Genomic DNA, 6,253 nt, shown 5'->3' on the forward strand with positions numbered 1-6,253 from the left:
CAGCCCCGCCAGGAAGAACAGCACGTAGATCAAGGGCGGGGGGAACCAGACTCCTGGATGGTCGGGCGGCACGCTTTTCGACTCGCTCATGGCAAGGATTCTACCGGCTGCTCGACAGACGCCAGGCGGGTCATCCGCGCCGCCACCGACTCCTGCAAGGATCCTTGCCTCCGCTCCGATGGGTAGGCACCAGGGGGGCGGCGTGGGCAAGGCCAAGGGCACCGTGATGGCTGGGCTCGTGAAGGGGATCCAGGACGACCCGGCCAAGGCGCGGCCGCTCCTGCCTGCGAGCCTGCACCACTACTTCGACGCGCGCATCGTGGTCGCGTCGTGGTACCCGCTCGAGGACTATCTCGCGCTGCTGCGCGTGGCGTACAAGCTGGCGGTGAATCCGCCGCGTGACCCGCGTAACTTCTACGAAGCGATGGGACGTGAGTCGGCGCGCGAGCAGATGTCGGGCATCTACAGCCGGCTGCGCGAGAACACCGGGCGGAAGGCGGCGGCGACGCTGCTCGGCGCCATGTACGACACCGGGCAGATGAACGTGGTGGAGCGCAGCTCGGGCCGTGCGGTGCTCGAGTGGGTGGGCTTCGCGCTGCCCGCGCGCGAGATCTGCGGCACGTTCACCGGCTATCAGGCCGAGCGCATGGCCATGCAGGGGCTCGACGAGGTCCGCGTGAGACACACGGCGTGCCGCGCCGAGGGCGGCGCGGTGTGTCGCTGGGAGCTCGGCTGGAAGAGCCGCCGGGGCGAGTGACCGCTCAGCGGAGGTCGCTCGCCGAGTGTCGCTCGGGAACGCGCTCCGCTTCGGGTCCCCAGACTTTGTTGACGCGCTGGCCGCGTCGCACCGCGGGGCGCTGCGCGATCTCTTCCGCCCAGCGCACCACGTTCTTGTACGACTTGGCCTCGAGGAACTCCTCGGCCTGGTAGAGATTCTGCGTGACCAGGCCCCCGTACCACGGGTACACCGCCATGTCGGCGATCGTGTACTCGTCCCCGATCAGGTAGTGGCGCTCGGCGAGATTGCGGTCGAGGACGTCGAGCTGGCGCTTCACCTCCATGGTGAAGCGGTTGATCGGGTACTCGTACTTCGCGGGCGCGTAGGCGTAGAAGTGACCGAAGCCGCCGCCGAGATACGGCGCGCTGCCCATCTGCCAGAACAGCCACGACAGACACTCGGCCCGGGGCGAGGAATTCTTCGGCAGGAACGCGCCGAACTTCTCGGCCAGGTAGACCAGGATCGCGCCCGACTCGAAGACCCGCGTCGGCGGCGAGGTGCCGCGGTCCAGGAGCGCCGGGATCTTCGAGTTCGGATTGACGGCGACGAAGCCGCTCCCGAACTGGTCTCCGCTGCCAATGTTGATGAGCCAGGCGTCGTACTCGGCTTCCTTCTTGCCGAGTGCGAGCAGCTCCTCGAGCATGACGGTGACCTTCACGCCGTTCGGCGTCGCCAGTGAGTAGAGCTGCAGGGCGTGCTTCCCGACCGGGAGCTCCTTCTCGCTCGTGGCTCCCGCGATCGGACGATTGATGTTGGCGAAGCGCCCGCCGCTGGGCGCGTCCCACTTCCAGACCTTGGGCGGAACGTACTCCGGTGAATCACTCATGGTGGGCGCCTATGGCATGCGGTGCAGCGCGCAGATCTTGTTGCCCGCGGGGTCGCGGAGATACGCGAGGTAGAGCTTGCCGATGCCGCCTTCGCGCACGCCCGGCGGATCCTCGATGGCGCGCCCGCCGTTCGCCACCCCGGCGGCATGCCAGGCCTTGGCCTTCTCCGGCGAGTCGACCGCGAACCCGATCGTGGCGCCGTTCGCGGCGGTCGCGGGAGCGCCGTCGATCGGCTTCGTGATCGCGAAGACCCCGGTCTTGGTCACGTAGAAGACCCGGCCCTTGTCGTCCATGCTTCCGGGGCCGATTCCGATCGCCCCCAGAACCGCGTCGTAGAACTTCTTCGAGGCCGGGATGTCGTTGGCGCCGACCATGATGTGGCTGAACACCGCGTGCTTCTCCTTGTAAGGGTGCACGCGATTAGAGCACGGCCGCGGGGTGGCGCGCTGATCGGGCCGAGCTCGCTCGCTGCGTTCATCCGCCGGTCAGCAGCAGCAGGAACAGACTCAGCGGCAGGGACGCGATCGCGAGGGCGTTGAGAGTGCGCATGACGAACCTCCATTCGCTGGATTCGTCACGAGCGTAAGTCGCCACCCCGCGGGCCCGCTGTCGATCGCTTCACTGTGGCCTGTTTCACAGGCCGACTAGGGATTGATCGTGACCCCGATGAGTGGCGCCACCTTCGGCCCGACCTGGATCTTGTCGGCGCCGCCGTTCCCGTTGATCACGAGCTCGTCGATGAGCTCCGCGTGCGCGATGCGCACCCCGCCGCCCTTCTTGTTCACGAACACGCCTTTCGAGTCGGCGCCGATGTGCATGCCGTCGCCGCCGGAGGTGCCGTTCACCACCACCGTGTCGACGGCCAGGTCGCCCGCGCCGGCTCCCACCCCGAGGTCGACGGTCGTGGTCTTCACGTCGGTTCCGCCAAGGTCATCGACCGTCACGAGGTCGCTGCCGCCGAGCGCGTGGAAGAGGATCTGCTCGACACCGTCGAGATCGGTCACGATGTTGGCCACGTCGCGCGTAAAGCGCACGCGCGAGCCGTTGGAGGCGACCTCGATCTTCTCGCTCACGTTCGCGCCGTGGAAATCGAGCGTGTCGTTGCCGCCCTCGCCCTCGATCGTGTCACTGCCATCGCCGGGGTTCCACACCGCGGTGTCGTTGCCCGTGCCCATCCTCACGAGGTCGTTGCCGCGGCCGCCTACGAGTGTGTCGTTGCCCGGCCCGCCAATCAGTGTGTCGTTGCCGTCGCCGCCGACGAGGGTGTCGTTGCCCGGGCCGCCGTCGAGCTCGAGCCCGATGCCCAGCCCTGCGAGGCCGTTCGAGGCAGTGATCACGTCGTTGCCGGAGAGCCCGAACACGATGAGCTCACTGCCGGGGTTCGCCACGTCGACCATCATCGGCAGGCGGTCGGCGGTGGTGCGCACGGCGCCGGCGAGCGGCGACGGCGCGATCAGGATGGTGTCGGGTGACTTCGTTCCGAGCAGGTGGATCTCGTCGGGACCGCTGGCCACGAACTCGAGCACGTCGTTCGCGAGCTCGCCGTTCGTGACGCGCACGGCGGTGGCGAGGCCCTCGACTTCGAGCACGCCCTTGGTCGCGCCGATGCTCACCACGTCGGGGCCCGCGGTTCCGTCCACCACGATCGTGTCGGCGGCGCCGTCGCCGGTGCCGCCGCCCGTGGTTCCGCCGAGGTCGACGTTCACGCGCGCCAGGCCGGTGCCGGTGAGATCGTCCACGCGGACGTTGTCGATCCCGCCGAGCGTGGAGAGGTCGAGCTCCTCCACGCCGTGCAGGTCCATGGTGATGTTGGCCACGTCGCGGGTGAAGCGCACGCGGCCCCCGTTGGGCGAGATCTCGTAGCGCTCGCTGACGTTCGCGCCGTGGAACTCGAGTATGTCGTTGCCGTCCTGGCCTTCGATGATGTCGTTGCCGTCGCCCGGGCTCCACACGGCCACGTCGTCGCCGGCGCCGAGCAGGAGCGTGTCGTCGCCGCGCCGGCCGTTCACGAAGTCGTCGCCGTCGCCGGCGATGAAGAAGTCGTTGCCGGAGCCGCCCGTGAGTGTGTCGTTGCCCGGTCCGCCGTCGATCACGATCGTCTTGGTGGTGAACGAGCCGTTGCTCTCGTCCACCAGCACCGTGTCGTTCCCGCCGCCGGCGGAGATCGTGATCGAGTCGAACGTGGCGAGGTCGAAGGTGAACTCGGGCTTCCCGTCCATCTTCACGTCGACGTCGAGCTTCGTCGCATCGTTCGGATCGAGACGGATCGCGAGCTTGTCGCTCTTGTTGTCGCCGGTGATCGTGAGCGTCGAGCCATTCAGCGCGGCGGTGTAGCTCGCGTGTGCGGCGCTCGCGGCGAGCAGGAAGATCGCGGCCAAAAGGGTGCGCATGGCGGCGAGCATATCAGGGTCACCCGGGGCCCGGAACGAGTGGCTCGTTGCGTATCTAGTGCACGCGAGCTGCGCGGTCGAGGAACGCCAGCACCCGGGCCTCGGGCTCGACCGGCAGGCGCAGGATGGCGCGCTCCACGCCCAGGTCCTGCGCGGCGCGCAGCGCGTCGGCGGTCTGGTCCTTCTCTTCCAGGAACAGGAGTGACACGGCGAGCTTCGTGTCGTCGCGCCCGTGCTTGCGCATGCGCGCGCGCACGTCGTCGATGCTGCGCTTGGTGTGACTCACGTTGAAGGTGAGCGGCAGCCAGCCGTCGGCGTGGCGTGCCACCTGCTCGCGGCCGAAGGGCGTGTCGAGCGTGCCGAGCACGATCGGCGGGTGCGGCTTCTGCACGGGCTTGGGGTACTGCCACATGGGGCCGAAGCGCACCCAGCGGCCCTCGAAGCTCGCGCGCTCCTGGGTCCAGATCGCCTTCAGCGCCGCGACGCGCTCGACCGCCTGCTGCCAGCGGTCCGCGAACTCGACGCCGTGATTCTGCATCTCGGGCACGTTCCAGCCCGCGCCCACGCCGAAGACGAAGCGGCCGTCCGACAGCTGGTCGAGCGTGGCGACCTGCTTGGCCAGGCCGATCGGGTGGTGCTGGTTGATCAGGCAGATGCAGGTGCCCAGCGTGAGTCGCGTGGTGACTGCCGCCGCGGCGGCCAGGCCCGCGAACGGATCGGACATGTGGCGGTACTCGACCGGCAGCTCCTCGCCCAGCGGACTCTTCACCACGCCGTCGGGCGGAATGGGAATGTGCGTGTGCTCGGGCAGCCAGAGTGACTCGAAGCCACGCTGCTCGAGCGCGCTCGCGAGCCGGTCCGCACGGATGGTGTACTCGGTGTTGAAGGACATGACGCCGATCTTCATGCCCCGAGTGTACCCGTGTCGGGGCTGGAGTATCCTGGCCGCCATGGCGGCCGAATCGCTGATCGACCTCGAGCGCTATCCCCTGTTCCAGCTCGACTCCGCGCGCGGCCGCGAGCTGGTGCGCGCCGCGCACGAGGAGCGCGCGCGCCGCGGCATGGCCGTGCTGCCCGGCTTCCTGCGCGCCGACGCGCTGGAGGGGCTGCGCGGCGAGTGCGAGTCGCTCGCCAAGCTCGGCCACTTCTCCGAGGTCCCGGGCACGCCCTACATCGAGCTGCCGCCCGCCGACCTGCCCGACGACCACCCGCGCCGCACGTTCCAGCGCACCGCGCTCACCGCGGTGGCGTACGACCTGTTTCCCGCCGACAGCGCACTGCGCGCGCTCTACGAGAGCGACGCGCTCATGGACTTCGTGCGCGTGCTGCTCGGGCGCGAGCGCATCTTCCGCTACGCGGACCCGTTCGGGGCGCTGAATCTCGCCTCGATGAGCGAAGGCGACGAGCTGCACTGGCACTACGACCAGACCGACTTCGTCGTGTCGATCGCGATCCAGTCGAGTGTCTCGGGCGGCGACTTCGAGTGTGTGCCGCTGCTCCGGAGCGAGGGCGACGAGCGCTACGACCTGGTGCGCGAGGTGCTGCGCGGGAACGGCGGCGATGCGGTCGCGACCATTCCCATGACTCCCGGCACGCTCATGGTGTTCGAGGGGCGGCGGTCACTGCACCGCGTGTCGCCGATCCGGGGCACGCGGCCACGCTGGGTGGCGCTGCTCGCCTACGACACGAAGCCGGGGACCGACAGCTCCCCCCTGCTCAAGCGCGTGCGCTACGGGCGGCTGCCCTGATGCGCGCGATGGAGATCGGCGAGAGCTTCGTCGGCGAAGGCGCCGAGGCGGCGCACGTGAACACCGTGCTCGGGCCGCGCTCGGGGCCGGTGGGCGCGGCCTGGGCCACGGCGCTGGCCACGCCTTCCGCGGGACACACGCCGTTCATCGCCGTGGTGCGGCCCGGGCTGCCCGCGAAGCCGATGACTCTGTTCGTGAACAAGGCGGCCGTCGCGGGTGACTCGCACGCGGGTCTGACCTGGGGCGCGGCGCAGGCCGGAGTGGCGAGCGGCGTGGCCGACGCGGTGGCGGACGGAGTGATTCCGCGCGCGGAGGTCGACGAGCTCGTGCTGATTGTCGCAGTGTGGGTCGACCCCGCGGCGCGCGACGCCGAGGCCGTGTACCAGAACAACCGCGCCGCCACGCGCGCGGCGCTCGAGAACGGCCACGCGCACGAGCCCTCGCTCGACCGCGTGCTCGAAGCGCGCGCCCTGCCCCACAACCCGTTCTTCACGCCGCGCGGCTGAGGCC

At 69.5% G+C, this 6,253-nt stretch carries 7 protein-coding genes; 3 read left to right on the forward strand and 4 right to left on the reverse strand.

Features of this window, described 5'->3' with window-relative positions; all coding sequences use genetic code 11:
• Nucleotides 1-178: 178 nt before the first annotated feature.
• The gene (locus VMR86_14975; GenBank protein ID HTO08347.1) at nucleotides 179-757 is read left to right on the forward strand and encodes a hypothetical protein; all 579 of its coding nucleotides are present in this window, start codon (nucleotides 179-181) and stop codon (nucleotides 755-757) included.
• Between the two features lie 4 nt (nucleotides 758-761).
• Here the strand turns inward: VMR86_14975 and yghU are convergent, their stop codons facing one another.
• From yghU to VMR86_14995, 4 genes are all read right to left on the reverse strand, one after another.
• Nucleotides 762-1,604, reverse strand: a complete 843-nt coding sequence (gene yghU / locus VMR86_14980; GenBank protein HTO08348.1) for a glutathione-dependent disulfide-bond oxidoreductase — start codon at nucleotides 1,602-1,604, stop codon at nucleotides 762-764.
• A gap of 9 nt (nucleotides 1,605-1,613) precedes the next feature.
• The gene (locus VMR86_14985; GenBank protein ID HTO08349.1) at nucleotides 1,614-1,994 is read right to left on the reverse strand and encodes a VOC family protein; all 381 of its coding nucleotides are present in this window, start codon (nucleotides 1,992-1,994) and stop codon (nucleotides 1,614-1,616) included.
• Nucleotides 1,995-2,249: 255 nt separating this feature from the next.
• Nucleotides 2,250-3,995: a hypothetical protein gene (locus VMR86_14990; GenBank protein ID HTO08350.1), complete on the reverse strand. Its 1,746-nt coding sequence runs from the start codon at nucleotides 3,993-3,995 to the stop codon at nucleotides 2,250-2,252.
• A gap of 55 nt (nucleotides 3,996-4,050) precedes the next feature.
• Nucleotides 4,051-4,902 carry an LLM class F420-dependent oxidoreductase gene (locus tag VMR86_14995; protein ID HTO08351.1) on the reverse strand — a complete coding sequence of 284 codons (852 nt, stop codon included), beginning with the start codon at nucleotides 4,900-4,902 and terminating at the stop codon, nucleotides 4,051-4,053.
• A gap of 43 nt (nucleotides 4,903-4,945) precedes the next feature.
• On the opposite strand from VMR86_14995, the gene VMR86_15000 reads away from it, so the two are divergent.
• Both VMR86_15000 and fae read left to right on the forward strand, forming a co-directional pair.
• Complete coding sequence (locus VMR86_15000) at nucleotides 4,946-5,743, forward strand: 2OG-Fe(II) oxygenase family protein (protein ID HTO08352.1); 798 nt, start codon at nucleotides 4,946-4,948, stop codon at nucleotides 5,741-5,743.
• The gene (gene fae / locus VMR86_15005) at nucleotides 5,743-6,249 is read left to right on the forward strand and encodes a formaldehyde-activating enzyme (GenBank protein HTO08353.1); all 507 of its coding nucleotides are present in this window, start codon (nucleotides 5,743-5,745) and stop codon (nucleotides 6,247-6,249) included. The genes VMR86_15000 and fae overlap by 1 nt, the downstream gene beginning before the upstream one ends.
• The last annotated feature ends 4 nt before the right edge of the window (nucleotides 6,250-6,253 follow it).

The sequence above is a fragment of the Myxococcota bacterium genome, from assembly GCA_035498015.1.
Taxonomy (GTDB): Bacteria; Myxococcota_A; UBA9160; order SZUA-336; family SZUA-336; genus VGRW01.

Coding starts and splice junctions, on each gene's coding strand:
- VMR86_14990 (HTO08350.1), bottom strand. CDS start 3,995: ATGCGCACCCTTTTGGCCGCGATCTTCCTGCTCGCCGCGAGCGCCGCA.
- fae (HTO08353.1), top strand. CDS start 5,743: ATGCGCGCGATGGAGATCGGCGAGAGCTTCGTCGGCGAAGGCGCCGAG.
- VMR86_15000 (HTO08352.1), top strand. CDS start 4,946: ATGGCGGCCGAATCGCTGATCGACCTCGAGCGCTATCCCCTGTTCCAG.
- VMR86_14995 (HTO08351.1), bottom strand. CDS start 4,902: ATGAAGATCGGCGTCATGTCCTTCAACACCGAGTACACCATCCGTGCG.
- VMR86_14975 (HTO08347.1), top strand. CDS start 179: ATGGGTAGGCACCAGGGGGGCGGCGTGGGCAAGGCCAAGGGCACCGTG.
- yghU (HTO08348.1), bottom strand. CDS start 1,604: ATGAGTGATTCACCGGAGTACGTTCCGCCCAAGGTCTGGAAGTGGGAC.